Here is a 26,424-nt window from a genome sequence, read left to right on the forward strand (position 1 = left end):
TGCGGGTTTCACCGGTCAGCCGCCGAAACCCGCATGACGCGCCGTGACCGCACGGCGCGGCGCGCGGGTTTTGACGGTCAGCCGGTGAAACCCGCAGCGTGTCGGCCGGCCCGCCGCCCGAAGAACGACCCCTCGCCGAGCTGGGTGCCGGAGCAGTAGCCCTTGCCGTCCTGGGCGATGTTGGAGGCGCACGCGCCGGCGGCGTACAGGCCCGGGATGACGGAGCCGTCGGCGCGCAGCGCCTCGCCGTCCACCGAGGTCCGGATGCCGCCGAGGGTGAACCCGGCATAGATCGCCTTGCCGAGCCGCAGGTCGAAGACCGCCCACGGGCCGGTGCCCTGCGGCGCCAGCCACTCGGCACCCTTGTGGAGGTCGACGTCCTCGCCGGCCTCCGCCATCTCGTTGTAGCGCGCCAGGGTCTTCTCGACCGACCCGGCCGGGAGCCCGATCGACTCCTCGAGCTCGGCGATGGTCTCGAAGCCGTCGATCAGCGGCACCAGCGGGAACTTCGGGTACTCGACGTGCTCGCTGTCGACGATCAGGTACGCCGCGTGGTCGGGCTGCTCCATCACGAACTGCGACGTCCGCGAGTGGTAGCAGTCCTCGCTGACGAACCGCTCGCCCTGCCCGTTGACGATGAAGCCCGTCATCAGCGCGGACGGCGGGTAGAACGGCGCCGTGATGAACGGCTCCTCCATGTGCTTGAGCTCGGCCCCGACCGAGGCGCCGAGGCGGATGCCCAGCCCGTCGTCGTACGTCGAGCCGAGCGTGAAGGGCTTCTCCGCGAGGGCGGGGGTGTACGCCGCGACCATGTCGGGGTTCATCACGAACCCGCCGGCGGCGACCACCACCGACGATGCCGCCACGACCCCGGTCTCCTCGAACGAGCGCCAGGCGACGCCGACCACGGCGCCCTCGGCCGTGGCCACGAGGTTCGTCGCCCCCGTCTCGTAGCGGACCTCGACGCCGGCCTCCTCGACGCGGGCGCGCAGCAGGTCCATCACCATCTTGGTGCCCTCGGTGTCGCCCGGCACCGGCACCTTGTGGCCGCGCGGCGCCGGCACGGCCTCCTGCTTGAACGGCCAGACCTTCTCGTTGCCGGTGAACATCAGCCCCTGCGTCCCGGGCTGGATCACCGCCTTCTCCGGGTAGTAGGAGCGCTCGAACTCGAAGCCCAGCGCCTCCAGCCAGTCGAAGTGCTCGACGGAGCCGTCGCAGTACGCGCGGATCTTGTCGTGCTCGGGCTCCTTCGAGACGGAGACGAGGTACTTGTACATCTCGTCCGCCGAGTCCTCCCAGCCCGTCGCCTGCTGCACGGCGGTGCCGCCACCGAGGTAGAAGTGCCCACCGGACATCGACGAGGTGCCGCCGTGCACGGCCGCGCGCTCGAGCAGCAGCACCCGCGCACCCGCTCGGGCCGCCTCCAGGGCCGCGCAGCCGCCGGCGATGCCGAAGCCGAGCACCACCACGTCGTACCGCTCGGCCTCGGCCGGCAGCACGGAGGCGTCGAGGAGCTCGGGGTGGGCCGTACCGTCGGAGGTCATGGGGCAAATCTAGAACAAGTTCCAGTCTCGTGGGATGCTGTCCGACGTGCTCACGCTCATAGACTCCGATGGCAGAGTGCACGAGCTCCCGACCTGGGCGGCGTACGTCGACGCCGAGGCGCTGACCGCGGCGACGGGGTGGAGGCTGCGCAGCGTCGGGCTCTGCAAGAACGACGTCTGCGTGCCGCTCTTCGGCCGCGAGGTCACCTCGCCCGAGGACGCCGGCCTCATCGACCTCGACGCCTGGGCCGCGGCGCTGGACCAGCTGATCGTGCACGACGACGACCACGAGGTCGTCGCGCTGGTGCCGTCGGCCGGGTGGCGGCGGACGGTCGCGGCGTCCGGGAAGGCGCCGCCGCTCGACCTGGCCGACGTGGACGGACGCCCGGTGTCCTTCGACGACCTCTCCGGCAGCAAGCGGGTGCTCGTCGCCTGGGCGTCGTGGTGCGGGTGCCGCCACGAGCTCGGCGGCTGGCAGCACCTCCAGGACGAGCTCGCCGACGCGGGGCTGAGGGTGTTCTCGGTCGCGCTCGACGCCGACCCCGAGGACTCCCGGCCGTGGATCGAGGCCGCTGCGCCGTCGTACCCCGTCGCGGTCGACACCGCGCACCTGACCGCCGAGAGGTACGGCATCACCAACGTCCCCTCCGTCGTGTGGATCGACGAGGACGACCGCATCGTGAAGCCTCCGACGATCGCCCCGGGCGACGACGGGTTCGTCGAGTTCACGCAGATCCCGGCCGACCAGCACCACGACCTGTTGCGGGCGTGGGTGCGCGACGGCGTGCTGCCGGACGGCGCCGGTGCCGAGGTGGCCGAGCGCACCGACGACGAGCAGCGCGCGCTCGCCCACCGCCGCATCGCCCTGCACCACCGGCGGGCAGGTCGCACCGAGCCCGCGAAGCAGCAGCTGGCGCTCGCCGGGGAGCTGGCGCCGTGGGACTGGACCGTACGGCGGGGTGGGATCGCGATGACCGGGGGCGATCCGTTCCTCGGCGAGGAGTTCATCTCGTTCTGGGAGGAGTGGAACGCGTCCGGCCGTCCTGGGTACCGCCCGACCACCTGAGCCGTCGCCGATAGACTGCGGTCCCGCCGCCCCGACGAACGCCGAGGTGACCCGTGTCTTTCGATGTCCACGAGCTCGACACGTTCGTGCTCGTCGGATCTGCGGTCACGCTCCTGGCGATCCTCGCCGTCCGGCTCTCCTCGCGGGCCGGGCTCCCCAGCCTGCTGATCTACCTGCTCATGGGTGTCGCGCTGGGCGAGGCCAGCCCGATCGGCATCCACTTCGAGGACGCCGAGCTCGCGCACGCGCTGGGCTTCGCCGCCCTGGCGATCATCCTCGCCGAGGGCGGACTCACGACCAGCTGGCGCGAGATGCGTCCCTCGATCCGGCTCGGCGTCTCGCTGGCCACGATCGGCGTCGCCATGTCGGTGACCGTCGTCGCGCTCGGTGCCCACTTCCTGCTCGGGCTCCCGTGGGAGCTCGCCCTGCTGCTCGGTGCGGTGACCTCGCCGACCGATGCGGCCGCCGTGTTCTCGGTGCTGCGGGTCGTCCCGCTGCCGAAGAAGCTCACCGGGTCGCTCGAGGCGGAGTCCGGCCTCAACGACGCGCCGACGGTCGTGCTCGTCACGCTGGTGGCCTCGGGCGCCGTCGACGAGCACGGACCGCTGGCCCTCCTCGGCATCATCAGCTACGAGCTCGCGGCGGGCACCGCCATCGGGCTGGCGGCCGGCTTCGGTGGCGCCTGGGTGATGCGCCGCGCGGCGCTGCCGTCGTCCGGCCTCTACCCGCTCGCCGTCCTCTCGCTCACGTTCCTGGGGTACGGCGTCGCCACGTCCGTCCACGCCTCCGGCTTCGCCGCCGTCTACGTGTCGGCCCTGGTGCTCGGCAACATGGAGCTCCCGCACCGAGCGGCCACCCGCTCCTTCGCCGAGGGCGTGGCGTGGCTGGCCCAGATCGGGCTGTTCGTGATGCTCGGGCTGCTGCTCTCGCCGAGCCGGATCACGCTGGAGACCGTGGGGCTCGCCGTGGTGGCCGGCCTGATCCTGACCTTCGTCGCCCGGCCGCTCTCCGTCCTGATCAGTGCCGTCGTCCAGCCGATGCCCTGGCGCGAGCTGGGCTTCATCTCGTGGGCCGGCCTGCGCGGTGCGGTGCCCATCGTGCTGATGACCATCCCGCTGGCCGAGGGCATCGACCAGTCCGAGCGGCTCTTCGACATCGTCTTCGTCATGGTCGTCATCTACACGCTGCTGACCGGACCGACGCTGCCCCTGGTGGCGCGCGTCCTCAAGGTCGCCCGACGCTCCGAGCCCCGCGGGCTCGAGGTGGAGGCGGCGCCGCTCGAGCGGATCGCCGCGGACCTGCTCCAGGTGACGATCAGCCCGGCCTCGAAGATGCACGGCGTCGAGGTCGGCGAGCTGCGACTGCCACAGGGCTCGTCGGTGTCGATGGTGATCCGCGAAGGCCGGACGATCATCCCCGAGCAGCGCACCGTGCTCCGGCACGGCGACGACCTCCTGGTCGTCACCCCCCGCAAGCTGCGCGAGCGGACCGAGGAGCGGCTGCGCCAGATCAGCGCGCACGGTCGACTCGCGCAGTGGCTGGGCGAGAAGGACCGGCGTACCCGCCCTAGCTGACCGGCGGGCTGCAGATCTGGGCGTCGTCGGTCGCGCGGACGGCGCGACGCCCGGCGGACAGCTCCTTGAAGTCGTCGCCGACCACGACGGTGACGCCGACCCCCACGCCGTCGCGACGCTCGATGTCGACGTCGGGTCCGAGGTAGGAGGCGACCAGGCGTACGTCGGGGCTCTCCGGGTCGGTCGTCCAGATCGCGGCCGTCGACACCTTGGCCTTCGCGGCGTTGCCGGCCTGACCCTTGACGAAGCCCTCGTCGGTCAGCAGCCCCATGGTGCGTCCCGCGAGGCCCTCGCGCTGGCTGGCGTTGTAGACGCTCACGACGACCTGCTGGGGGAAGACCTTCTCGCCGGCGGCCACGTCGGTGTCGACGCAGATCGGGCTGTCGACCTTGGCCGGCAGCGGCTCCATGGTCGCGTGCCAGCCCCAGACGGCTCCGACGACCAGCAGCGCGCCGAGCACGACCAGGGTGACGGTCGTGCGCATCGCCTGACTCATCAGCCCTCCATCGTGTGCACGCGGGCGTGCAGGATGTTGCGCTGCTGGAGGGCGGCGCGGAGCGCGCGGTGCAGGCCGTCCTCGAGGTAGTACTCGCCCTGCCACTCCACGACGTGGGCGAAGAGGTCGCCGTAGAAGGTCGAGTCCTCGTCGAGGAGGGCGGCGAGCTGCAGGGTGTCCTTCGTGGTGACCAGCTGGTCGAGGCGGATCTGGCGCGGCGGCACGGCTGCCCAGCCCCGGGACGACAGCCCGTGGTCCGGGTAGGGCCTTCCGACCCCGACGCGCTTGAAGATCACGCGGCGACTATAACGACGACCCTCGTCCGGGGCGGGACCCGTGCGCCGGGGCCGTGGGTGCGACACCCCGCCCCGGCGGCGCGAGGGGGCGGCTCAGGCGGACCAGCGGATGGCGTCGTCGATGGTGTCGGCCAGTGCGTGCACGCCGCGCAGGTCGGTGCGCTCGACCATCAGGTTGGTCAGCGCCGCGGAGTGCCGCAGGCGCAGCAGGGCGCGCTGCTCAGCGACGCGGTCGATCGGTGTGTCGGTGGTGTTCTGCTCGTCCATCATGGCCTCCGGATCGGGTGTGGTGATCAGTGCGGTGTCCGGTCGTCGGTGGATGGGACGCCCGTTCGAGAACAAGATTGGATCGTTCAGATCGCCGGGAGGTTGACCCTGCGTTACAAGCAGGTCAAACGTTTCCGGTGTCGCTGGGGCCAGAACTGGAATACGTTCTAGTTTTGTGGACGACATCACCGCGATCAGCCAGCTGAAGTACCGCTACCTCCGCACCCTGGACACCAAGGCGTGGGACGAGTTCGCCGACTGCTTCCTCCCCGAGGCGACCGGCGACTACAACGGCCTGCTCTTCGACAACCGGGACGCGCTGGTGGCGTACATGAAGGAGAACCTCGGCGAGGGCTTCCTGACGATGCACCAGGTGCACCACCCCGAGATCGCGGTCGACGGCGACACCGCGACGGCGCGCTGGTACCTCCAGGACAAGGTGATCGTCCCGGCCTTCCAGTTCATGCTCGAGGGTGCGGCCTTCTACTCCGACCGCTACGCCCGGACGCCGGACGGCTGGCGGGTCGCCCACACCGGCTACCGCCGTACGTTCGAGGTGACCTACGACCTCAAGGACCTGCCCGGGACCAAGGTCAACGGGCCGGGGGAGCACACGCACGTCTGAGGGACCTCGACCGGCCTCAGGCCGGGGCACCTCACAGGCTCGGCTCGCTCCACGCCATCTGCACGACCTCGACGCCGCGGTCGCGGGAGACCAGACGGCCGCGGCCGGGCGGGGCGGGCTGGGGCTTCTGGTTGCCGAGGAGCGGGCCCTCCTCCGGGCTGCCGGAGAGCAGCAGGCCCGGCATCGCGAGGTCGCGCAGGCCCTGGATGACCGGCTCGTAGAGCGCGCGCGAGGCACCGCCCGAGCGACGGGCGACGACGACGTGCAGCCCGACGTCGCGCGCCTGGGCGAGCAACGGAGCGAGCGTGAGCGCCGGCGAGCCCTGCTGGGTCGCGACCAGGTCGTAGTCGTCGATGAGCACGTAGACCTCGGCGCCCGTCCACCACGACCGGCCGCGCAGCTGCTCGGGCGTGACGTCGGGCCCGGGGATCCGACCCTCGAGGTACGTCGCGAGCTCCTGCAGCCCGGGCTGTGCCTGGGTGCCGGAGGTCAGGTAGCTGAGGAGGTACTCGTCCGGCACCTCACCGAGCAGCGAGCGCCGGTAGTCGACGACCACCAGCTGCGCCTCTTCGGGGGTGCGGGTCCGCATGATCTCCTGCGCGTACGCCCGGAGCACGCCGCTCTTGCCGGACTGGCCGTCGCCGAAGATGAGCAGGTGCGGCTCGGCGTCGACGTCGAGCCCGATCGGGCCGAGGTCCTTCTCGTTGATGCCGAGCAGCAGCTCGCGGGGACCGGCACTCTGTGCCCCGAGGGCGCGAACGTCGTCGAGCGAGATGCGCTCGGGCAGCAGCCGCAGCTTCGGGCCGGCCGGGCCCGACCAGGCCGCGCTGACCTGCTTGATCAGGTTCTCGACACCGTCGCCGAGGCTGTCGGCGTCGTTGACCCCGTCGATGCGCGGCAGACCGGCCAGGAAGTGCAGCTTGCCCTGCACCAGGCCGCGGCCCGGGCGGCCGCTCGGGACCAGTGCGGCGACCTTGCGGTCGATCTCGGAGTCCATCGGGTCACCCAGGCGGAGCTCGAGCCGGGTGCCGAAGAGGTCGCGCATCGCGGCCCGGAAGTCGGCCCAGCGGGCGGCGCCGACGATGACGTGCAGGCCGAAGGTCAGGCCGCGGGTCGCGAGCTGCTGGATCTCGGCCTCGAGGTCGTCGAAGTCGGCGCGCAGCGTGCTCCAGCCGTCGACGACCAGGAAGACGTCGCCGTACCCGTCGTCGACGCGACCGGCGGCCCGGCGCGCCCGGTAGGTCTCGATCGAGTCGATGCCGTTGGCACGGAAGTAGGCCTCGCGCCGGTCCACGATCCCGCGCACCTCCGCGAAGATGCGGCGTACGACGTCGGGCTCGGCGCGGGTGCCGACGCCGGCGACGTGCGGGAGGTTCACGAACGGTGAGAACGTGCCGCCGCCGAAGTCGAGCACGAAGAACTGCGACTCCTGCGGCGTCGTCGTCAACGACATGCTCGCGACGATCGTGCGCAGCGTGGTGCTCTTGCCGCTGCGGGGTCCGCCGACCACGGCCGCGTGACCGCCCGCTCCGCTGAGGTCGACGGTGAGGGTGTCGCGGCGCTGCTCGCGCGGACGGTCGACGGTGCCGAGCGGGACGACCAGCCCGCCGAACCCGCGCCAGTGCCCGGAGACCAGGCCCAGCTGGGGATCCGGGGCCAGGTCGGCCATCAGGTCGTTGAGCGTGTCGGGTGCGTCGAGCGGCGGCAGCCAGACCTGGTGGGCCGGCGTGCCCTGCCCCTCCATGTGGCGCACGGCGATGGCGAAGAGCGACTCCGTCTCGGCCGGCCCGGGCTGGGCGACCACGGGCTCCGCCTCGGGTTCCGGCAGGTCGAGGCTCTGCACCTCCGAGATCGTGAAGGGCAGGATGCCGCGGACGTGGCCGCCCTCGTCGCGGCGCACCAGTGCCTGCGCCGGCGGCCCGGAGACGTACGCCGACTTGAAGCGCAGCATCGTCGCCGGGTCGGGCTTGAGGTAGCCGAGGCCCGGGTCGGCCGGCAGCTCGTAGGCATCGGGGACGCCGAGGACCGAGCGGGACTCGGTGGCGCTGAAGGTGCGCAGGCCGACCCGGTAGGAGAGGTGTGACTCCAGGCCGCGGAGCCGTCCCTCCTCGAGCCGCTGCGACGCGAGCAGCAGGTGCAGGCCGAGCGAGCGGCCGAGCCGACCGATCGCCACGAAGAGGTCGATGAACTCGGGCTTCGCCGACAGCATCTCGGAGAACTCGTCGACCACCACGAAGAGCGATGGCATCGGGGCGAGGTCCTCGCCCGCCGTACGTGCCTTCTCGTAGTCACGGATCGACGCGAAGTTGCCGGCGTCCCGCAGCAGCTCCTGGCGGCGCACCATCTCGCCGGACAGGGCGTCCTGCATGCGGTCGACGAGGGTGAGCTCCTGCTCCAGGTTGGTGATCACCGCGGAGACGTGCGGCATGCCGGTCATGCCGGCGAAGGTCGCGCCGCCCTTGAAGTCGACGAGCACCATGTTGAGCTGCTCGGGGGAGTGCGTCATCGCGAGGCCGAGCACCAGTGTGCGCAGGAACTCCGACTTGCCCGAGCCGGTCGCGCCGATGACGAGACCGTGGGGGCCCATGCCCTGCTGGGCGGACTCCTTGATGTCGAGGTGGACGACCGAGCCGCCCTCGCCGAGGCCGATGGGCACCCGCAGGCGGTCGCGCGCCGGCCGCGGGCGCCACGCCCGGGTCGGGTCGAAGGAGTGCACGTCGCCGAGCGCCAGCAGCTCCATGAAGTCGGTGGGACCGGCGATCTCGCCGGTCGACTCGACCACGCCGGAGGCCACGGTGTGCAGGGGGGTCAGGCGGCGGGCGAAGGCCTCCGCGGTCGCGACCGGGCAGACGTCGGCCCGGGCCTTGATGGGCTCCTCGCGCAGCCGCAGCGCGTGCACGCCGTGCCGACCGTGCGCGTCGAGATCGGCCGCGTCGTCGAACTGGATGCGTAGCCGGGTCGGGTCCTCGAGCTCGTCCCACCGGGCGGGCAGGTCGATGAGGGTGACGCCGTGCAGCCCGTCCGGGGGTACGACGTGGTTGCCGGGCGGCAGCTCGCCGCCGTCGATCACCAGGAGGAGGTGGGGGCTCGCAGCGCGCTCGTCGGCACCGAAGCGGGGCCGGTCGGCCAGGTCGGCCGGGAGCAGCCCGGCCAGGTCGGCGAGCGACGTCGACACCATCCGCATCGGGCCCACGGCGTCGGACTGCCGGGAGCTCTGGGCGTGCGGGAGCCACTTCACCCAATCCCAGTGCGCCAGGTTCTGCTCGGAGCTGAGCACCGCGACGGCGAGGTGCTCGGGCGCGTGGAAGGCGGTCGCCGAGCAGATCAGCGACCGGGCCAGCGACCGGGCGGGCTCCTCCGGTCCGCAGACCTCGACCCGGTCGAAGGCGCGCAGGTCGATCGACGCGGGCAGGTCGGGCTGGAGCCGGTGCACGACGAGCAGCCGGTGCAGCGCCGATGCGGCGGCCGGGTCGACCTGGTCGATCGGCGTGCTCTCGGGTGGCACCAGCTCGAGGGCGAGCGGCTGCGCGCACACGCCGTACCGCACGTGCAGGAAGCCGGGGTCGCCCGAGCCGTGCTCCCAGACCCGGGAGCGCTCGTCGGCGAGCGCCGGCAGCGCGGTCGGGTCGGGGTGGTGCCAGGTGAGCGCGCGGCGCTGCTGGTCGGCCGCCTCCCGGGCGACCTTGCGGACGTTGGCGAGGTAGCGCAGGTACTCGGTCCGCGACCCGGTCACCTGCTGCGAGCGCTGCTTCCGCTGCCGGTCGAGCTGCACGATGATGAAGCCGACCGTGGCGAAGAGGAACATGCCGGCGGCGATCAGGCCGCGGCCGCCGTTGGCCTTGCCCATGGTCGCGACCAGCACGATCGAGCCGAGGCTGCCGAGCATCGGGATCGCGTTCATGAGCACGCCGCTCGCGCCCTCGTTGGGCTCGATCTGCGGTGGCGGCTGAAGGACGAGCTGCCCGGTGGGCATCTCCGGCTCGTCCATGCGTGTGCCGCGCAGCGTCGTCGTCAACGCAGTCCTCCCCTGTGGTGCCGACCCCCCGTAGGCCGAGCTGTCCACCGGGGAACTACCCCGCCCGGGCGAGGTTGACGCCTCCTGTCGCTGGGGAAGGTGGACGACGTGACCACGAACGCGACCGCCGACCTGGCGCTGAGCGTGCACGGCCCGGTCGGCGTCCTCGACCTGGTCGTGCCCTCCGGTGCTGCGGCCGTCGACGTCGCGGAGGTGTACGCACGCCAGGCCGGGCTCGCGACCGTGCCGGTGCTGTGCAGCAGGGTCGGCGCGGTGCTGCCGCCCGACCTGCCGCTCGGGCGGGCCGGCGTACGAGCCGGCGACGTCCTGGTCGCCACCACCTCCGTCGTACCTGCCGCCGGTCGGGGGCATCGGACCGCTGCCCCGGCGCCGCCGGACCGGCGTACCGACACCGCGGCGACGGTTGTCACCGTCCTCGCGGCCGCGTGCGCCGTGACGGCGGGCTGGCTGGCCGCCACCGCCGGCACCGACCGGCTCCGGACCGCCGCGGTCGTCGTGCTCCTGGCCGCCAGCGTGATCGGCGTGCTGCCGATCGGGAGGTACGCCGCGCAACGGGCCGTTGCCGCACCCGCCTTCGCCGGAGCCGCCGCCCTCGCCCTCGCCTGGGACCCGCAGGCCGTGCGGCTCCCGATGATCGTCGGCCTCTGCGGGCTGGTCTGCGCGCTGGCCGCGGCGACGGCCCGGTCGCTCGGTCGCGAGGCGGACGAGGCGCTCCAGGTCTGGATCGTGACCGGTGCGCTGGTGTTCGGCCTGACCTGGCTCTGCACCCTCGCGGGCGCTCCGCCCCGGCTCACCTGGTCGATCCTCCTGGTGCTCGCGGTCCTCGCCGCGCGGGTCGTGCCCGGCCTGGTGGTCGACGTGCCGGACCAGTACCTCATCGATCTCGAGCGCCTCGCCGTCACGGCGTGGTCGGCGCGCGAGCGCACCACCGGCAAGCGCGGTCGTGCCGTCGTCCCCCGCTCGGCGGTCTCGTCCGTCGCCGGCCACGGCGCCCGGATGCTCACCGCAGCCGCGGCGGCGGTCGCTGTCGTCGCGCTCCTGTCCGCGCCCCTGCTGCTCGCGACCGCCGACCTCCGGGTCGACCGGATCGGCGCGCGCTGCCTGGTCGGCCTGGCCGGCACCTCCCTGCTGCTCGCCGCCCGGAGCTACCGCCACCGCGGCGCCGGCGCCCTGCTGCGTACGGCGGGGCTGGGCTGCTGGGTCGTACTGCTGGTCGTGCTGCTGGGGCTGCTGGGCGAGTCCCTCCTGCGCGGGCTGACGGTCGCGGCCGTGCTGGTCGGGGTCGCCCTCGTCATCGTCGCGGTGGCGACCGGCCGCGGCTGGCGCTCGGCCTGGTGGTCGCGACGTGCCGAGGTCGCCGAGGGCCTGTGCGGCGCGCTGGTGGTCGCCTCCGTCGTCGTGTCGTCGGGGTGGTTCCGTGAGGTCTGGGAGATGGCCAGCACCTGGTCGCTCGGCAGCTGACGGACCGCATCCCCAGGTTGTGGAGTGTGAGGTTTAGCGCCCTACCCCCCGGGTAATCGACGTCTGTCCGGCTCGGGAACTACGGACCGAGCTGATGTTCATCAACGAACACAATCAGTCTCGAGCGGCCTGACAGCCGCCACGGGGGAAGGAGTTGGCGCTATGTCGGGCGCAGCAGAGATGGGACAGGGTGAGGGCACACTCACCCGGGCCGCAGGCCTCGTGGCCGAGGCCAAGCAGGACTTCGATTCGATGAGCAAGACGCTGGAGGGGCAGATCGCCGGCGTCCAGGGCAAGTGGGCCGGTGCCGGTGGCACCGCCTTCTTCGCGCTCCACCAGGCGTGGAACGAGAAGCAGCGCGTGATCACCAACGCCCTCAACGAGTTTCAGGCATCCCTGACCTCGACCGAGAAGGACAACGTCAACACGGACCAGGCGCAGTCCTCCACCTACAGCCGCGTCGCCGGTCGCCTCGGCTGACCGGGCACCGGACAAGGAAGTGAGTGAGATGTCTCTCGACGGACTTCGCGTCAACCACGCCGGCCTCGACATGGCCGCCCAGGACCTCGGCAACACGGTCAAGCAGATCGACGACCGGCTCAACCGCCTCGAGTCGGAGCTCGCTCCGCTGCGCAGCGACTGGACCGGTAACGCGCAGCAGTCCTACCAGGTCGCCAAGACCAAGTGGGACACCGCGATGCAGGAGATGCGCGACCTGCTGCAGGAGACCAGCACCACCGTGCACCAGTCGAACGCCGACTACCGCGCCGCCGACCAGCGCGGCGCCGCCTCGTTCGACATCTGAGGCACCGTTGGAGAGAGGGGTCGGCGCTCTGCGCCGGCCCCTCTCCCTGACTGAGCACGGCCCGACGACGGGCAGCGACATCACGGGAGGGATGACGAGATGACCCAAGCCCCAGTGGCCTCGGGCCTGGTGCGGGTGACCGTCGCGTCGGGTACCCGTCGTGTCGACCTCGTGCTCCCCGGCGCCGTCCCGGTCGCCGAGCTCGTGCCCGAGCTGGCCCGCAGCGTCGGCCTGCTCGACGCGGGCACCGTCTACGGCGGCTACCGCCTCGTCACCGCCGACGGCCGCGAGCTCGCCACCGATGCCGGCCTGGTGATCCAGGGCGTCGAGGACGGTGGCCTCATCACCGTCGCCGCCGGCGTCGACGACGAGCCGCCCCGGGTCTACGACGACGTCGTCGAGGCCATGACCGACATCGTCGAGCACGACCTCCGACCGTGGTCGCCGGCAGCCGGACGTCGTACCGCTCTCTGGGCCGCAGGCCTCTTCATGTCCCTCGGCGCCGTCGCGCTCCTCATCCAGCGCGACTCCCTGCTCGCGGGGGTCGCCGCCGTCGTGGTCGCCGTCGCCCTGGTCACCGGCGCCATCGTGCTCTCCCGGGCGCAGGGCGAGCCCGAGGCCGCCGTCGCGGTGGCCTGGATGGGCGCGCTGTACGCCGCGGTCGCCGGCCTGATGATGGTGACCGACGGCCAGTTCTTCGGACCCCCGGTCGCCGCCGCCGGTGGCGCCGCGACCACCGCGGGCCTGATCTGCCTGGTCGGCCTCGGGCAGGGTCGCGCCCTGGTGCTCCCACCCGTCGTCGCCGGCGACGTCTTCCTGATCACCGGCCTGCTGATGCAGACGGCCGACTTCGACCCCGCCGTCGTGCTGACGGTCGCGCTGGTCGTCGTCGTCATCCTCGGCAGCGTCTTCCCGTGGCTCGCGCTCGGCGCGACCGGGACCTCCGTCGACCAGCTCTACAACGTCGCCGACATCACCGCGGAGCCCCGCCCCGTGGATCCCGGCCGGGTCGGCGCCGACGCCCGCATCGCCCACGAGATCCTGGTCGCCGTCTCCGCGACGGTCGGCCTGCTGCTCGTGCTGATCGCGCCGCTGGCCGTCTCGCTGGGCCTGGCCGGCGCCGTCCTCGCGGTCCTGTGCGCCCTGGTCGTGATGCTGCGGACCCGGCAGTACCGCACCGGACCCGAGGTGCTCGTCGGCCTGGTCTCCGGCATCGTCGGCCTGCTGTCGTCGGCCGTCGCGGCGCTGTGGCTGCACCCGGACTGGCGCCCGACGATCGCCGTCGTGCTCGCCGGGGCCGGTGCCGTGCTGCTCGCGGTCACGCTGCTGCCCGCCGCGCCGTCGGTACGCCGTGGTCGCCTCGGCGACGTCGCCGAGAGCGTCGCCCTGCTGGCGCTGCTCCCGGTCACCGTCATCGCGGTCGGCCTGTTCGCGGCGATCCGGAGCTAGGCGCGCACCGTGGCAACCAAGAAGGACCTGGTCGAGGCGTACTCGTTCAGCCGTCGGCGCCTGGTCACCGCCTTCGTGTCGGGAGCCCCCGGCGGGCGCGAGGTCGAGCCCGCGCGGCCCGGCCGCACGATCGTCGGCGGGCTCGCGCTGGCCGTGCTGCTGGGTGCCGGCGCCGCGATCGCCGGCGTCTTCTCGCCGACGGCTCCGAGCGACTGGAAGAAGCAGGGCCTGATCGTCTCCAAGGACACCGGCTCGTCGTACGTCATCGTCGACGAGGGCAGCGATCCCGAGCTGCGCCCGGTCCTCAACTCCACCAGCGCCATGCTGATCCTCGGTGCCGACGCCAAGCCGACCTCGATCGCCCAGAGCACCATCGACGAGCAGCGCATCGGCGATGACATCGGCATCCTGGGCGCACCCGCGAGCATGCCGAGCCCCTCGCTGCTGATCGACACGGGCTGGACGGCCTGCACGGCCGCCGACGCCGGGATCTCCGTGACGATCGCCAAGGACCCGGCGACCACGCCGGTGCCCGGGCACGGCATCACGGTCACCAACGGAGGGCAGTTCTTCGTCGTGGTGCCCACTGCCGGCACCGACGTGGCCGCCGAGGACGACCGAGGCGCCGTCCTGCTCCCGGTCGAGCCGCAGGGCAACCAGACCGACAACCTCCTCTCGGCCCTCAACCTGCAGACGACCGGCAACGCCATCCCGGTCAGCCGCGACTGGATCAACCTGTTCCCCGTCGGCGCGCCCCTGGACTGGGAGACGTTCGGCGTCACGCGCTACGGCCAGACGCCGGACTACGCGGCGCAGGACGAGGCCGGGATCATCGGCGACCACAAGATCGGCGAGCTGCTGACGGCCGGCGACGAGGAGCTGCTGCTCACCGACAGCGGCCCGGTCGAGCTCGACCCGTTCGAGGCCGTCGTCTACACGAACGTCGTCGCCCCCGACAATACGGTCCCCGCGCCGCAGCCGGTGGACGCGACGCCCCGCGTGCCGCGCGGCGACCCGGTGCTCGACGGCGCCGGCTGGCCGACGGTCGTCCCCGACGAGAGCATCGACGCCCCGTGCGCCGAGCTCGAGGCCACGGCGGGGCAGACCCCCCGGGTGCGGCTGCGCACCGCCGGCGAGTCGGCCGCCGACCTCACGGTCCCGGTCGGCAAGAAGGAGTCGCTGGTCGACAAGGGCCGGGGCGCCTACGTGCTGTCCGGCGGCTGGACCGACCCCGATCGCGGCGCGCCGTTCTTCATCGACTCCAAGGGACGCGCCAACCCCCTCGTGGGCGACGGGGTGGCGGACGCGCTCGGCTACGGCGACTACCCGGTGGTCGTCGTGCCGGACACCTGGGTGGAGCTCTTCGACTGCGGGGTCAACCTGTCCCGTGACGCCGCGCTCTCGCCCCCGGTGGAGCAGGACGAGTCCGAATGCGGCTGACCGCGTCGCTCGCTGCGGTGGTCGGCCTCGCGTCCGTGGTCGTCCCGCTCGGGGTGGCGCCGGCGTACGCCGCCGACAACGTCTGCCTCGGCGTCGACGAGTCCGTCGCACCCAGCCAGACCGGTCGGGCCAGCGCGACGTACGACGCACTCGGGATCGAGCAGGCCCAGGAGGCCGTGGCGCGGCTGGCCCCTGCCGCCACGACGCCGGTGCGGGTCGCCGTGCTCGGGCCGGGAGTCCTCGGCGGCGCGATCCCCGTGCACGCGACGGTGGTCGCGGGCGGCTCGGCCGACGAGATCGAGGACCCCCTCGGGACCGAGGTCGCCGGGCTGGTCGCCGGCGCCGCGCGACCGGACGGTCAGGCGGTCGGCTTCGCCCCCGGTGCCGAGATCGTCGACGTGCGGGTCTACCGCAACGGCACCTCCGCCGAGGACGCCGAGAGGCCGTCGGCGGACGCCCTCGCCGCCGGGCTGCGCCGGGTTGCCGAGCTGGCGGGAGGCGACAACATCAGGGTCGCGGTGGTCCCCTTCGCGGTCCGCAAGGACACCGCGCTCCGCAAGGCGGTGGCGGCCGTGCACCGCGCCGGCGTCGTCCTGGTCGCCGCGTCGGGGGACCGGCCCGACGACGGCACCGAGTTCGCGACGGACTTCGCCACCAGCGCCGACGACCCGAAGGTGCGCACCGAGGACGCCGGCCCGAAGATCTTCCCCGCCGGCTACGCCGACGTGGTCGCCGTGAACTCCTCGGGCGACCCGGACGGCGCGCTGGCCAACGTGCTCAAGAACTCCCGGACGGCGGTCGCGGCCCCGTCCTACAACGCCGTGTCCTACGGGCTGAACGGCGCGACCTGCGTCGTCCAGCCCACCTCGACCGCCGCCGCGGCAGGTGAGGTCGCCGGCGTGCTGGCGCTGCTGGCGCAGCGCTTCCCCCGCGACCTGGGTCCGCAGCTCGTGGCGCGCCTGGTCGCCACGGCCGACGGCACCCCCGACGACCCGACCCCGCTCACGGGCGCGGGCGTGGTCCAGCCCTACGAGGCGCTCGCCCGGCCGCTCGCTCCCACCGAGAAGGGTGAGGTGGAGCGGACCGTCGTCCGCACCGACGCCGAGACCCGGGCGACCGCGCCGGAGCCCGAGGCCGACCTCCTCGCGAGCACGCGTGAGAACGCGGTCTGGTGGGGGCTGATCGGCGGTGGCCTGATCGTCGTCACCCTGATGCTGCGGCCGGTGCTCGCGCGGCGCCGGCGGACCTGAGACGCGACCGTGGTCGACCCGGAGATCCCCTACCGACGCATCACCTCCGGTGACGCCGGGGCGATCCGTGAGCGTCGCCGGGTGCTCGTCGGGGCCGCCGACGCGATCGAGGGCGCCCGCGACGCGGTCCGGGAGGCCGCCGGGATCCCGGTCTGGACGGGCGACGGCTCGGCCGCCTTCGTGGCACGGACGACGGGGGTCCTCCAGGGCGCACTCGGTGGACGCGTGCTGCTGATCCAGACCGTCGGCGCCCTCGGCCACGTGGCGACCGCCTACGAGCAGACCTGCACCGCCGCCGACCGGTCCATCGCCTTCTGGCGCAACCGTGAGCCGGGCATGCCGGCGATCCTCGAGAACCTCCTCGCGGCGGTCGTCAGCGCCCAGCTCACCGACATCGCGAAGGCGTACGACGCGCAGCTCTCCGCGGCGGCCGCGGTGCTCACCGGCGACGCGGGCGACGTCGACCTCGACGCCTTGGACGACGACACCCGGACCTGGGTGGAGCGTGGCCTGGACAAGACCGAGGACTGGCTCGACGACTACGGCAGCACGGCCGGCCCGCTGATCCCGAACACCCAGGCGGCCGGCGACGACCGCGGACTCACCCCGCAGGGGCTGGGCTACGACCCGGCCACCGGGATGCTGCTCCAGACCTACTACAAGGACGGCGAGCCGTCCGTGCTGTCGGTGATCGACCCGCGCACCGGGCAGGAGGTCAACGAGGTCGTCCTCACGGCCGGCCAGGGCAAGGACGAGCCCCTGGGCCACGCGGGCGGCGTGACCGTCGACGGCGACAACGTCTACGTGAGCTCCGGCGGCTCGGTCTACACGTACTCGATGGACGCGATCAGCGGCGCGTCGTCGGGCGCGTCCGTCGACCCCAGCTCGTCACAGGGGCTGGGCGACGGACCGGACGAGAAGGTGAACGCCTCCTACACCACGTTCAAGGACGGCAAGCTGTACGTCGGCGACTTCTACGCCAGCACCCTGCGGGTCTACGAGAAGGGCGCCGGCGGGTCCTGGGTGCCGGGCTCGCCCCCGTCGTACACGACACCACCGCAGACCCAGGGCGTCGTGGTCCGTGACGACGGCTTCATCTACAGCACGTCCGAGGGCCGCACGAACTCGAGCACGATGATCGTCCAGCACGGCCACGCCGACTACGACAAGGACTCGGCGGACTCCTACGACTTCCCCACCATGTCGGAGGGCATCGTCGAGGTCGACGGCCAGCTCGTCGCGACGTACGAGTCGGGGTCGAGCGAGTACCAGCACGCGAAGTCCAGCAACTGGCTCGACGGCCTCCTCGGCGGCAACGACGACGACGAGCTGTGGGCCAGCCCTTTCATGACCAAGACGCCGCTGAGTGCCCTCGGGCTCGGTGGGGCGCCGGCGCCCGGCGAGCTCGAGGCCGAGCCGGCCAGCCTGACCAAGGCTGCTGCGGCGCTCGGCGACCCCGCGTCGACCTTCAAGACCCAGAGCGGGGTCGTGGAGGGCGTGACGCTCCCCGCGCACCTGCTCGGCGACGTGCCCTCGGCGGGCGCGTTCAGCAGCGCGGTCGCCGGTCGCGTCGAGCCGGTCGCCGCGAACACCCGGGTGACGGCGTCGGGCCTCGAGCTGCTCGCCGACGCGCTCGAGGCGGCGAGCCACCACTACGTCGCGACCGACCAGCACGTCAGCGGCGGGTTCGCCCGCCTGTCCGGGCGGCTGGGATGACGGCCGGTCGTCGGGTCGGTGTCGCGCTGGCCGCGCTCGTGCTGGTGGGCGGCCTGACGGCGTGCGGTGAGTCCGACAGCGGCGGAGGGTCGGCCGGCGCCGACTGGCCGTCGTCGGATACCCCCGTCGACACGTCCGGTCTCGTGTACGCCGTCGGCGGCACCGTGCGCCTGGGCGACGGCTCGGACCTGACGGTCGGCGCGAAGGTCGACCGCTTCGTGCTGGCCGGCGACGGCGCCTTCTTCACGTCGGGCGGTCACGAGACCGGCGAGGACGGCCGCTCCTACGTCGACCCCCTCTACTACTCGACCGGTGACGGCACCGCGCGCAAGGTGGCCGCCGACGCCACCGACCTGCGAGCCACCCGCGACGGCCGCTACCTGATGCTCATGGACCTCGGCTCCGGGAAGAAGGACCAGTACGGCACGCCGCAGGCCGTGGTCGTCGTGGTGGACACCACCACCGGGGACGAGGTCGCCCGGACCACGGAGGGCATGGGCGACCCCTCCTCCGACGACGACCTCGCCGACCTCTACGAGGACGCCGAGCCCCGGCTCGAGGGCTTCGCCGACGGCACGGCGTACTACCGGGGTGCCACCGACCCCGTCGCGATCGACCTCGGCACGCGGGACGTCACGGTGCGGGACGAGGACGCGCCGCCGGCGGCGCTCGACGGCCTGCGCAGCCCCGACGGTCGCTGGACGGTCGAGGACGTCTACGAGGACTACGCCCCCCAGGACCGCCTGGTCGCGACCGACGGCACTCGGGTGCGGCTCACCGGCGTACCCCCGCACGTCGACCTGGTGTCGTGGATCGGCGACACCGCGGTCGCCGGCTACGCGCTGGACGGCTCGGCGGACGCCCAGGGGCTGACGGCCGGCTCGACGCTGCCGCTCATCACCTGCGAGGCCACCACCGGCCGCTGCGAGGTCGTCCCCGGACCGACGGGGGACCAGGTCACCTTCCCCGAGGGCAGCGCCGACTGAGCGCATCGGCTCGACGAGCCGGACGGGAGCGGCGGAAATGACGGACGGCGCCGCAGTGCGGCGCCGTCCGGTGGCGGAGGATAGGGGATTCGAACCCCTGAGGGCTTTCACCCAACCCGCTTTCCAAGCGAGCGCCATAGGCCACTAGGCGAATCCTCCGCCGAGGAGCGTACCCGTCGGCGTACGGCGTGCGAAATCGGCCCGGGGTGCTCCGCCGGCCGCCGGGGCACCCCGTCTTGGAGCGCCCAGCGCGACTCACCTACACTCGGGCCAACCCCCCGCGTGGCGGCATCTTGCCGAACTCCCCCAGGGCCGGAAGGCAGCAAGGGTAGGCGAGCTCTGTCGGGTACGCGGGGGGCCTTGTCATGTCCGGACCCGCCCCGCTACCGGGTGTCGGCACCGGTGGTTAGGGTTCATGCGTGGAGTCCCCCCTCGCGCTGTACCGCCGCTACCGGCCGGAGACCTTCGCCGAGGTCATCGGCCAGGAGCACGTCACCGAGCCGCTGCGCGCCGCGCTGGCGAACAACCGGGTCAACCACGCCTACCTCTTCTCGGGTCCACGTGGCTGCGGCAAGACGACCAGCGCCCGGATCCTGGCGCGCGCGCTCAACTGCGAGCAGGCGCCGATCGCCGACCCGTGCGGTGAGTGCGACAGCTGCCGGGACCTGGCCCGGGGCGGGCCGGGCTCCATCGACGTCATCGAGATCGACGCCGCGTCGCACGGTGGCGTCGACGACGCGCGCGACCTGCGCGAGAAGGCGTTCTTCGCGCCGGTGCGCAGCCGCTACAAGGTCTACATCATCGACGAGGCCCACATGGTCACGACGCAGGGCTTCAACGCCCTGCTCAAGCTCGTCGAGGAGCCGCCGCCGCACCTGCGCTTCATCTTCGCCACGACCGAGCCCGACAAGGTGCTGCCGACGATCCGGTCGCGCACCCACCACTACCCGTTCCGGCTGATCCCGCCCCGGCTGCTCTCGGCGTACCTCTCCGAGCTGTGCAGCAAGGAGGGCGTGACCATCGACCCGGCGGCGCTGCCGCTGGTGGTCCGGGCGGGTGCGGGCTCGGCGCGCGACACCCTGTCCGTCCTCGACCAGCTGCTCGGCGGTGCCGGCCCGGCCGGGGTCAGCTACGAGCTGGCGACCGGGCTGCTCGGCTACACCCCCGACACCCTGCTCGACGACGTCGTCGAGGCGTTCGCCGGCGGCGACGGGGCGGCCGTCTTCGGCGTCGTCGACAAGGTCATCGAGACCGGCCAGGACCCCCGCCGGTTCACCGAGGACCTGCTGCGCCGGCTCCGCGACCTGGTGATCGTCGCGGCCGTCCCGGACGCGCCGGCCACCGGGCTCATCGACGTCTCCGAGGACCAGGGGGAGCGGCTGGTCGCCCAGGCCGCCCGGTTCGGCCCCGCCGAGCTCAGCCGGGCCGCCGACATCGTCGCCTCCGGCCTGACCGAGATGCGCGGAGCCACCGCGCCGCGACTGCTGCTCGAGCTGCTCTGCGCCCGGGTGCTGCTGCCCGGCTCCGACGACGCCGCCAACGGCGCGCTCGCCCGCCTCGACCGGCTCGAGAAGCGGATGTCGATCAGCGGTGGCACGCCGTCCCCGACGGTCGCCGCACCGCAGCCGCCCGCCCAGGACCGTCCCGCCCCGCCCGTCGACCGGCCGTCCGCCCCGGACCCCGCGAAGCCCGTCCTCGAGCCGCAGATCGTCACCGCCCCGGCCCCGGTGGTCGAGGCGGCCCCACAGGCCGAGCCGGCTCCGGTGGTCGAGCCTGTCGAGACCCCCGCGGCCCAGGCTCCGCCCGAGCCCGCGGCACCGACCCCGAGCGCCGGCCCGCTCACGCTCGTCGACGTACGCCGCCTCTGGCCCGACATCGTCGACGCCACCAAGGGGATGCGCCGGCTCGCGTGGATGCACCTGACCCAGAACTGCCAGGTCGTCGCGGTCGACGGCACGACGCTGACGCTGGGCTTCGCCAACGCGGGCGCCCGCGACTCGTTCGTGAGCGGCGGGTGCGACGCCGTGCTGCGCCAGGCGGCGGTCGACGTCGTCGGCGCCAGCTGGAAGATCGGCACGATCGTCGATCCGAGCGCCCAGGCCGAGGGCACCCCGACGGTGACCAAGGCGGCCACTGCGGCCGTCCCGGACGCGGCGCCGGAGCCCCCGGCCGCCGCCGCGCCGGTCGACCCGGCCCCCTGGGACCCGCAGCCCGAGGCCGCACCCGACCCGCAGGCCGCGGCGGCGGCCACCGCGGCCGCCAGCGCCGCCGCGCGCGAGGCGATCCAGCAGACCCGCTCGGCCGACCAGCCGCCGGAGCAGCGGGGCCCCGACTGGGCCACCGCCGACGCCGACGCGCACCCCGACGACCTCGACGCCGAGCACCAGGGCGTCAGCGCCGCGGAGCTGCTCCAGCGGGAGCTGGGCGCGCAGATGATCGAGGAGATCCCTCACCAGTGACCCACCAGACGACCAGCCACGACCGAGAGGCGCACAGATGAGCCAGAACCCCTTGGAGGCGCTCGGCATGGGCGGCTTCGACATGAACACGCTGATGCAGCAGGCCCAGCAGATGCAGCAGGAGCTGGCCAACGCCCAGGCCCGGCTGGCCGAGCAGACCGTGGACGGCACGGTCGCCGGCGGCGCCGTCACCGTCACGGTCAACGGCGTCGGCGAGCTCGTCGGCGTCGAGATCAAGGCGGGCGGCTTCGACGGCGCCGACGCCGACGACCTCTCCGACCTGAGCGACATGATCGTGGCCGCCTACCGGGACGCCAAGGCCCAGGCCGACGCGCTCGCCGGCGAGGCACTCGGACCGCTCACCGGGGGTGGTGGCCTCCCCGAGGCCGGTGCCCCCGGCCAGCTCGGCTTCTAGCGGGTCCGCGTTGTACGAAGGCGTCGTCCAGGACCTCATCGACGAGCTCGGTCGGCTGCCGGGCGTCGGTCCCAAGAGCGCGCAGCGCATCGCTTTCCACCTGCTGCAGGCCGACCCCACCGACGTACGCCGGCTCGCCGACGTGCTGATCGAGGTCAAGGCGAAGGTGAAGTTCTGCAGCATCTGCTTCAACGTCTCCGAGGACGACCAGTGCCGGATCTGCCGCGACCCGCGGCGGGACCCGACGGTGCTGTGCGTCGTGGAGGAGTACAAGGACGTCGTCGCGATCGAGCGCACCCGCGAGTTCCGGGGCCGCTACCACGTGCTCGGCGGCGCGATCTCGCCGATCGACGGCATCGGACCCGACCAGCTGCGCATCCGCGAGCTGATGGTGCGGCTCTCCGACGGCACCATCACCGAGACGATCCTCGCGACCGACCCCAACCTCGAGGGTGAGGCGACCGCGACCTATCTCACCCGCATGCTCAAGCCGATCGGCTTGCGTGTGACGCGATTGGCGAGTGGACTGCCGGTAGGCGGCGATCTCGAGTACGCCGACGAAGTGACGCTGGGCAGGGCTTTCGCTGGGAGGCGATCCGCAGATGACTGAGACCCGACCGACCCGTAGTGAGGTCGATCCCGCCACGGCGCAGTTCGCCGGGCAGATCGCCGACCAGATCGAGAGCTTCCTGATCGCGCTGCGCGCGATCGCCCGCGAGGCCGATGGCGGCCGCAGCATCTCGCTGCTGCTGCTGGAGATCAGCCAGGTCCTGCTCGCGGGCGCCCGCCTGGGCGCCCAGCAGGACTTCACCCCGATCGCGGAGTACCAGCCCGACGTCGGCCCCGAGGCCGACCTCGACGAGATGCGCGTGGCGCTGGCCGAGATGCTGGGTGGGCTCGACACGTACTCGTTCGTCTTCGACCCCTACGTGCCCGAGGTCGTCGAGAGCCAGCTCTCGGACGACCTGACGAGCATCGCGACCGACCTCGAGAACGGGCTGCGCCACTACCGGCTCGGCGACGTCGACGAGGCGCTGTGGTGGTGGCAGTTCTCGTACGTCTCCTCCTGGGGCAACCTCGCGGGTGCCGCGCTCAACGCGCTGGTCTCCGTGGTCGCCCACGACCGCCTCGACGCCGATGCGCCGGTCGAGGAGGAGGAGCTGCTCGCGGCCGCCGATGAGATACTCGAATCGGTGGATCCCGAGTCTCGATAGAATCGCTCGAGGACAGACCTCGAGCATCTAGGACCACACCGTGGGCATTGTCGTGCAGAAGTACGGCGGATCGTCGGTCGCTGACGCGACCGGCATCAAGCGCGTCGCGCAACGGATCGTCAACACCCGTCGGGCGGGCAACGACGTGGTGGTCGTCGTCTCGGCGATGGGTGACACGACCGACGACCTCCGCGACCTGGCGGAGCAGGTGACGCCGCTGCCGCCGCCCCGTGAGCTGGACATGCTGCTCACGGCGGGCGAGCGGATCTCGATGGCGCTGGTCGCCATGGCGATCGCGCAGCTCGGCCACAAGGCGCAGTCGTTCACCGGCTCCCAGGCCGGCGTCATCACCGACTCCGCCCACGGCAAGGCGAAGATCATCGACATCACGCCCGGCCGGATCGAGGCGGCGATCAAGGACGGCGCGATCGCGATCGTCGCCGGCTTCCAGGGCGTCTCCCAGGACACCAAGGACGTCACCACCCTCGGTCGTGGCGCCTCCGACACCACCGCGGTCGCCCTCGCCGCGGCGCTCGGCGCCGACGTCTGCGAGATCTACAGCGACGTCGACGGGGTCTTCACCGCCGACCCGCGGATCGTCCCGGCCGCGCGCAAGCTCGAGAAGGTCTCCACCGAGGAGATGCTCGAGATGGCCGCCTCGGGGGCGAAGATCCTCCACCTGCGGTGCGTCGAGTACGCCCGCCGCTACGACATGCCGATCCACGTGCGCTCGTCCTTCTCCCAGAAGGAAGGCACCTGGGTCATCCCGGACAGCAAGGCAGGAGAACACGAGATGGAGCAGGCGATCATCGCCGGCGTCGCCCACGACCGGAGCGAGGCCAAGATCACCGTCGTCGGCGTGCCCGACAAGGTCGGCGAGGCCGCCCGGATCTTCGAGGCGCTGGCCGTCACCGAGGTCAACATCGACATGGTCGTGCAGAACGTCTCCGCCGCCGCGACCGGGCTCACCGACATCTCCTTCACGCTGCCGCGTGCCGATGGCCAGTCGGCGATGGGTGCCCTCGCGCGGATCCAGGACGAGGTCGGCTACGACAAGCTCCTCTACGACGACCAGATCGGCAAGGTCTCGCTGATCGGTGCGGGCATGCGCTCCCACCCCGGCATCACCGCCCGGTTCTTCGCCGCGCTGGCCTCGGCCGGCGTCAACATCGAGATGATCTCGACCTCCGAGATCCGGATCTCGGTCATCGTCGACGAGGCGCAGGTCGACGAGGCCGTGCGCGCCGTGCACACGGCGTTCGACCTGGACTCCACCGAGGTCGAGGCCGTCGTGTACGGCGGGACGGGTCGCTGACATGGTGAACATCGGTGTCGTCGGTGCTACCGGCCAGGTCGGCGTCGCGATGCGGCAGATCCTGGAGGAGCGGGGCTTCCCGGTCGACCAGGTCCGCTTCTTCGCCTCCGCCCGCTCCGCGGGCAAGGTGCTGCCCTTCGCGGGACGCGACGTGGTCGTCGAGGACGCGGAGACGGCGGATCCCGCCGGCCTCGACATCGCCCTCTTCTCGGCGGGCGCGACCACCTCGCGGGCGCTGGTGCCGAGGTTCGTGGACGCCGGCGTGATCGTCGTCGACAACTCGAGCGCGTTCCGCAAGGACCCCGCGATCCCGCTGGTCGTCTCCGAGGTCAACCCCGAGGCGATGCAGGGCGTCATCGCCGCCGGTCGCGGCATCATCGCGAACCCGAACTGCACCACGATGGCCGCGATGCCGGTCCTCAAGCCGCTGCACGACGAGGCCGGGCTGGTGCGGCTGATCGCGTCGACCTACCAGGCCGTCTCCGGGTCCGGCGTCGCCGGCGTGGAGGAGCTGGCCGGCCAGGTCGCCGCCGCCGGTGACAAGGCCACCGAGCTGGCGTACGACGGTGCTGCGGTGACCTTCCCCGAGCCGGTGAAGTACGAGCGGACGATCGCCTACAACGTGCTGCCGATGGCCGGCTCGCTGGTCGACGACGGTCTCAACGAGACCGACGAGGAGCAGAAGCTGCGCAACGAGTCGCGCAAGATCCTGGGCATCCCCGACCTGCGGGTGTCCGGTATCTGCGTGCGGGTGCCGGTCTTCACCGGCCACTCGCTGGCGATCAACGCCGAGTTCGCCCGACCGATGTCGGTGGAGCGCGCCCGCGAGCTGCTCGCCGACGCGCCGGGCGTCGAGCTCTCCGACATCCCGAACCCGCTCCAGGCGGCCGGGCAGGACCCGTCGTACGTCGGCCGGATCCGCCAGGACCCGGGTGTCGACGACGAGCGCGGCCTCGCGCTCTTCGTCTCCAACGACAACCTGCGCAAGGGCGCGGCCCTCAACACGGTGCAGATCGCGGAGCTGATCGCCGCCTCGCGCTCCTAGGAGCGACGGACCTCAGCGGTCGCTCGGCTCGACGACCGCGGTGGTGAGCCAGTGCGCGCCGGCGAAGGTGGCGGCGCACAGCACCGGGATCACCACGAGCATCGCCGCCTGGTCGAGGTGGTCGATGAGGAAGACGAGGGCGAGCACCGAGGCGACCCCGATGCCCAGGATGCTGGTGCTGACCGGATCGGGCACCTGGGTGAGTCGCAGCAGCAGGCTGCCGACCAGGACGGCGACCACGAGCACGAGGGCCAGCATCGGGTAGCCGGCGGTCCCGCACGTCGCGGTGCCCTGGATGCTCTCGCAGGTCCGCAGCGACGCCCAGGTCAGGCCGACGACCACGAGGCCGACGACCAGCCCCGTGACGACGACAGCCGGCCACGCGGCCACCTGCGGCAGGGTGATCGGGCGGCGTCGCCTCGGTTCGGGCTCGGGATCCGGCTCCGGTTCGGGCGCCGGCGGAGGTGGTACGGCCACCAGCTGGACGGTGGTCTCGGTCGGCCGCTCCTCGACGACCGTGGCCGACGAGCGCTCGACGGGCGCAGGGATCGGCTCCGGGGCGGGCGGCGGTGCGGCGGCAGCGGTCTCCTCCACCTGCGGGAGCACCTCGGTCTCCTGCTCACCGCCGGCCGGCACCGGCTCGGGTGCCGCGCGACGCTTCCCGCGGGGGCGTCGGAGGCGCAGCCGCGGCATCTCGAGCGACGGCTCGTCGCGCTCCTGGTCAGCCATGTCGCCAGCATTCCACCGAGGGGGCCCGGGAAACCACGTCGGAGACAGAGCAGGGCCCGGATCCGCGATGCGGATCCGGGCCCTCACTGTCGGGCTGACAGTGTGCTGGTTCAGGACATCCCGGACACATGTCTCACGTCATCCCGGACTGATGTCTCACGACATGCCGGACGTGGAGTGGGTGTAGATGCACCGGCCGATAGACGTGCGGGATGTCGAAGGCCCGCCTGGTCATC

23 protein-coding genes, 1 tRNA gene and 1 other RNA gene are annotated in these 26,424 nt (G+C 72.6%); 18 read left to right on the forward strand and 7 right to left on the reverse strand.

The genetic code is table 11. From position 1 onward, the window contains the following. Window positions 1-77: 77 nt before the first annotated feature. Window positions 78-1,544 carry an FAD-binding protein gene (locus ASC77_RS07635; protein ID WP_082574571.1) on the reverse strand — a complete coding sequence of 489 codons (1,467 nt, stop codon included), beginning with the start codon at window positions 1,542-1,544 and terminating at the stop codon, window positions 78-80. 34 nt (window positions 1,545-1,578) lie between these two features. Between ASC77_RS07635 and ASC77_RS07640 the strand changes: the two genes are divergently transcribed. Then, window positions 1,579-2,610: a TlpA disulfide reductase family protein gene (locus tag ASC77_RS07640; protein ID WP_082574572.1), complete on the forward strand. Its 1,032-nt coding sequence runs from the start codon at window positions 1,579-1,581 to the stop codon at window positions 2,608-2,610. A gap of 53 nt (window positions 2,611-2,663) precedes the next feature. After that, complete coding sequence (locus ASC77_RS07645; RefSeq protein ID WP_056150705.1) at window positions 2,664-4,184, forward strand: potassium/proton antiporter; 1,521 nt, start codon at window positions 2,664-2,666, stop codon at window positions 4,182-4,184. Here the strand turns inward: ASC77_RS07645 and ASC77_RS07650 are convergent. The 3 genes from ASC77_RS07650 to ASC77_RS27150 form a co-directional block, all read right to left on the reverse strand. Further along, on the reverse strand, window positions 4,177-4,668 hold the full coding sequence (locus ASC77_RS07650) for a LytR C-terminal domain-containing protein (protein ID WP_235547543.1): 492 nt from the start codon (window positions 4,666-4,668) through the stop codon (window positions 4,177-4,179). The two genes, ASC77_RS07645 and ASC77_RS07650, sit on opposite strands and share 8 nt — an antisense overlap. Before the next feature lie 11 nt (window positions 4,669-4,679). After that, a complete protein-coding gene (locus ASC77_RS07655) occupies window positions 4,680-4,976 on the reverse strand; it encodes a type II toxin-antitoxin system VapB family antitoxin (RefSeq protein WP_056150710.1) in 297 nt (98 codons plus the stop codon). Window positions 4,977-5,069: 93 nt separating this feature from the next. Continuing rightward, window positions 5,070-5,243 (reverse strand): hypothetical protein, encoded by a 174-nt coding sequence (locus ASC77_RS27150; protein WP_200944936.1) that lies wholly within the window; start codon window positions 5,241-5,243, stop codon window positions 5,070-5,072. A gap of 175 nt (window positions 5,244-5,418) precedes the next feature. On the opposite strand from ASC77_RS27150, the gene ASC77_RS07665 reads away from it, so the two are divergent. Further along, window positions 5,419-5,868 carry a nuclear transport factor 2 family protein gene (locus ASC77_RS07665; protein WP_056150714.1) on the forward strand — a complete coding sequence of 150 codons (450 nt, stop codon included), beginning with the start codon at window positions 5,419-5,421 and terminating at the stop codon, window positions 5,866-5,868. Between the two features lie 31 nt (window positions 5,869-5,899). Here the strand turns inward: ASC77_RS07665 and eccCa are convergent, their stop codons facing one another. Continuing rightward, window positions 5,900-9,841 (reverse strand): type VII secretion protein EccCa, encoded by a 3,942-nt coding sequence (gene eccCa, locus ASC77_RS07670; RefSeq protein ID WP_235547544.1) that lies wholly within the window; start codon window positions 9,839-9,841, stop codon window positions 5,900-5,902. A 150-nt stretch (window positions 9,842-9,991) separates the two neighbouring features. Between eccCa and ASC77_RS07675 the strand changes: the two genes are divergently transcribed. From ASC77_RS07675 to ASC77_RS07710, 8 genes are all read left to right on the forward strand, one after another. Continuing rightward, window positions 9,992-11,365 carry a hypothetical protein gene (locus ASC77_RS07675; protein WP_156390991.1) on the forward strand — a complete coding sequence of 458 codons (1,374 nt, stop codon included), beginning with the start codon at window positions 9,992-9,994 and terminating at the stop codon, window positions 11,363-11,365. Between the two features lie 162 nt (window positions 11,366-11,527). Further along, a complete protein-coding gene (locus ASC77_RS07680; RefSeq protein WP_082574573.1) occupies window positions 11,528-11,845 on the forward strand; it encodes a WXG100 family type VII secretion target in 318 nt (105 codons plus the stop codon). A 28-nt stretch (window positions 11,846-11,873) separates the two neighbouring features. Further along, entirely contained in the window at window positions 11,874-12,170 is a 297-nt protein-coding gene (locus ASC77_RS07685) for a WXG100 family type VII secretion target (protein ID WP_056150722.1), read from the forward strand. Between the two features lie 99 nt (window positions 12,171-12,269). Beyond that, a complete protein-coding gene (gene eccD / locus ASC77_RS07690; RefSeq protein ID WP_056150724.1) occupies window positions 12,270-13,619 on the forward strand; it encodes a type VII secretion integral membrane protein EccD in 1,350 nt (449 codons plus the stop codon). A gap of 9 nt (window positions 13,620-13,628) precedes the next feature. Beyond that, the gene (eccB, locus tag ASC77_RS07695; protein ID WP_056150726.1) at window positions 13,629-15,059 is read left to right on the forward strand and encodes a type VII secretion protein EccB; all 1,431 of its coding nucleotides are present in this window, start codon (window positions 13,629-13,631) and stop codon (window positions 15,057-15,059) included. Continuing rightward, window positions 15,050-16,309: a S8 family serine peptidase gene (locus ASC77_RS07700; RefSeq protein ID WP_056150728.1), complete on the forward strand. Its 1,260-nt coding sequence runs from the start codon at window positions 15,050-15,052 to the stop codon at window positions 16,307-16,309. Before eccB ends, ASC77_RS07700 begins: the two co-directional genes overlap by 10 nt. A gap of 9 nt (window positions 16,310-16,318) precedes the next feature. Then, entirely contained in the window at window positions 16,319-18,025 is a 1,707-nt protein-coding gene (locus tag ASC77_RS07705; RefSeq protein WP_056150730.1) for a hypothetical protein, read from the forward strand. Then, window positions 18,022-19,011 (forward strand): hypothetical protein, encoded by a 990-nt coding sequence (locus tag ASC77_RS07710; RefSeq protein WP_056150732.1) that lies wholly within the window; start codon window positions 18,022-18,024, stop codon window positions 19,009-19,011. Before ASC77_RS07705 ends, ASC77_RS07710 begins: the two co-directional genes overlap by 4 nt. Before the next feature lie 71 nt (window positions 19,012-19,082). On the opposite strand, the gene ASC77_RS07715 is transcribed toward ASC77_RS07710, so the two are convergent. Continuing rightward, a tRNA-Ser gene (locus tag ASC77_RS07715) sits at window positions 19,083-19,170 on the reverse strand. A 113-nt stretch (window positions 19,171-19,283) separates the two neighbouring features. Here ASC77_RS07715 and ffs point away from each other — a divergent pair. The 7 genes from ffs (at window position 19,284) to ASC77_RS07745 (ending at window position 25,459) form a co-directional block, all read left to right on the forward strand. Then, window positions 19,284-19,374, forward strand: an RNA gene (ffs, locus tag ASC77_RS26055) — signal recognition particle sRNA small type. Window positions 19,375-19,430: 56 nt separating this feature from the next. Then, window positions 19,431-21,470: a DNA polymerase III subunit gamma and tau gene (locus ASC77_RS07720; protein ID WP_056150734.1), complete on the forward strand. Its 2,040-nt coding sequence runs from the start codon at window positions 19,431-19,433 to the stop codon at window positions 21,468-21,470. 37 nt (window positions 21,471-21,507) lie between these two features. Next, window positions 21,508-21,885: a YbaB/EbfC family nucleoid-associated protein gene (locus ASC77_RS07725; RefSeq protein ID WP_082574574.1), complete on the forward strand. Its 378-nt coding sequence runs from the start codon at window positions 21,508-21,510 to the stop codon at window positions 21,883-21,885. Window positions 21,886-21,895: 10 nt separating this feature from the next. Next, window positions 21,896-22,495, forward strand: a complete 600-nt coding sequence (recR, locus tag ASC77_RS07730) for a recombination mediator RecR (protein WP_056150735.1) — start codon at window positions 21,896-21,898, stop codon at window positions 22,493-22,495. Continuing rightward, window positions 22,488-23,099, forward strand: a complete 612-nt coding sequence (locus tag ASC77_RS07735) for a DUF5063 domain-containing protein (RefSeq protein WP_056150738.1) — start codon at window positions 22,488-22,490, stop codon at window positions 23,097-23,099. Before recR ends, ASC77_RS07735 begins: the two co-directional genes overlap by 8 nt. A gap of 40 nt (window positions 23,100-23,139) precedes the next feature. Then, window positions 23,140-24,414, forward strand: coding sequence for an aspartate kinase (locus ASC77_RS07740; protein ID WP_056150740.1), 1,275 nt, complete (start codon window positions 23,140-23,142; stop codon window positions 24,412-24,414). 1 nt (window position 24,415) lies between these two features. After that, a complete protein-coding gene (locus tag ASC77_RS07745; protein ID WP_056150742.1) occupies window positions 24,416-25,459 on the forward strand; it encodes an aspartate-semialdehyde dehydrogenase in 1,044 nt (347 codons plus the stop codon). Between the two features lie 12 nt (window positions 25,460-25,471). On the opposite strand, the gene ASC77_RS27155 is transcribed toward ASC77_RS07745, so the two are convergent. Continuing rightward, window positions 25,472-26,188, reverse strand: a complete 717-nt coding sequence (locus ASC77_RS27155) for a hypothetical protein (protein WP_056150744.1) — start codon at window positions 26,186-26,188, stop codon at window positions 25,472-25,474. Window positions 26,189-26,424: the final 236 nt, after the last annotated feature.

The organism is Nocardioides sp. Root1257 (assembly GCF_001425175.1).
Lineage (GTDB): Bacteria > Actinomycetota > Actinomycetes > Propionibacteriales > Nocardioidaceae > Nocardioides.